Source organism: Nostoc sp. DedQUE02, assembly GCF_034531035.1.
GTDB lineage: Bacteria > Cyanobacteriota > Cyanobacteriia > Cyanobacteriales > Nostocaceae > Nostoc.
On the sequence record NZ_JAVRBY020000142.1, the window covers coordinates 1 to 1605 of the forward strand.

Annotated in this window: 3 protein-coding genes; 1 reads left to right on the plus strand and 2 read right to left on the minus strand. The window is 46.7% G+C overall.

Features of this window, described 5'->3' with window-relative positions; translation table 11 throughout:
* Positions 1 to 205 precede the first annotated feature (205 nt).
* Positions 206 to 403 carry a hypothetical protein gene (locus RMX98_RS36175; protein WP_409881982.1) on the plus strand — a complete coding sequence of 66 codons (198 nt, stop codon included), beginning with the start codon at positions 206 to 208 and terminating at the stop codon, positions 401 to 403.
* Positions 404 to 769: 366 nt separating this feature from the next.
* Here the strand turns inward: RMX98_RS36175 and RMX98_RS36180 are convergent, their stop codons facing one another.
* Positions 770 to 967, minus strand: coding sequence for a hypothetical protein (locus tag RMX98_RS36180; RefSeq protein WP_409881985.1), 198 nt, complete (start codon positions 965 to 967; stop codon positions 770 to 772).
* A partial coding sequence (locus tag RMX98_RS36185) for a hypothetical protein (RefSeq protein WP_409881986.1) occupies positions 968 to 1605 on the minus strand: 638 nt, incomplete at its 5' end. It abuts the gene before it with no gap.

Genomic DNA, 1605 nt, shown 5'->3' on the forward strand with positions numbered 1-1605 from the left:
TCACGCTCACGGATGCAACAATGGCGATCGCACTCAAGAAGGCAAGCGATCGCTTTTTATTGGGCATTGGGCATTGGGCATTGGCGACTGGGGATGAGACGGACTGCGATCGCACTTCTGCACAACCAATAGCCGCCGATGGGATAAGGTGGTGAAGCTAATAGATATCAGTACAAATTGCGATCGCCTTTTTAAAGGAGAAAATATGACCACTGCAACCAAAGAAAACACCACGGTTCAAGACCTGATTCAAGAATTACAAAACTTTCCCAGTGATGCACACATTTGCCTGACTGATGGCTATGGTGAGACATTTACCATTGTTGCGTTCGAGGCTGGGTCTGACGGGGTGAATATCGTCATCTCTAACGTGAACGATGATGACGATGACGGGCGGCGATAAACTTAGTTATTCGTCATTAGTCATTCGTCATTCGTCATTCGTCATTCGTCATTGGGCATTGGGGAAGGTGGGACCGAAGGGGGTAATGGGGAATGGGGACGCCAGGAGTGAAAACTTTTCGATCTCACTTGGTGGCTCTCTTACACTACTTAATGAAACTCAGTTTCATTAGCTCATGCATGATTTTTACAATTTTCACTCATCACCTTCAAAAATAATTTCTATTCTATCCAGAAAAACCTAGATAAATCAATGATTTCAGCTTTCGAGGGAGCTTCAAGCAGCCCCGGCGCGATCGCGCCAGGAGTGGCCCACAACAGGGCAAATCATTATTGAGAATGCTTGACACTATTAGTCAATTAACCATTAACCTTGGTTTCCGTCTGGGTTATCGTCTTGCTGCCAATCATTTTCTAGATCAATCCGTTGCAGTTCGATCAACCATAGTTCCAACGATTCGTAGATTTTCACTGCCATTTCTGGGGAACAAGCGCGAATAGTCAGCTCGACAATACTCTCCTGATCCTTTAAGCCCAAATGAAACAAATTTTTTGGTTCAGACATTTATTTTCTCCATGATTTAATCAAACTCTCAATCTCCACCGGGGCTAATCCATCTGCGATCGCAAGCTCAACCTCCCCCTTCCTGTGCTGCGCCAACTGCGATCGCACATTCCCCCCGGCGATATGCCGATGCTTAATCTTCCTCCCGGTCTTCCAGCAATAGCGGTAATAATGGTTGTCTTTGCGTTTAGAAGGACAGTACTTTTCTACCCAGTGAAGATGTTCTGGAACAGCTTTAATGTGTTCTGGAACATCGGTATAGTCCCCCAATCCTGGGGTTTTTTGTTCTGGAACAGGATTTTGTGTATTACGTTCCAGAACAAGAGACGGGCGATCGCCCCCGGTTTTGTGCGAGTGATTACTGATTAATTGGCTTGAGTCTGTGTCCTGTTCCAGAACACGGCCTGACTCCCAATCACTCCAGGCTTGCTCAAATTCGGTCAGATTTAAAAAGTCGTCTGGATCTGGTGGCTCCTCGATGTCATCGTAAAAAATTGTCAGTTGTCCGTTGTCGCTTTTATGGGGCACTTCTCCAAAGTCGGCCGGGTTCCAACGATCGCCATCGCCATTGGTTTCATCCCAGTAAGAATCGTAACTAGGGTGCAGGGGGGAAGGGGGAGCCGTTGCAACTGACTCCA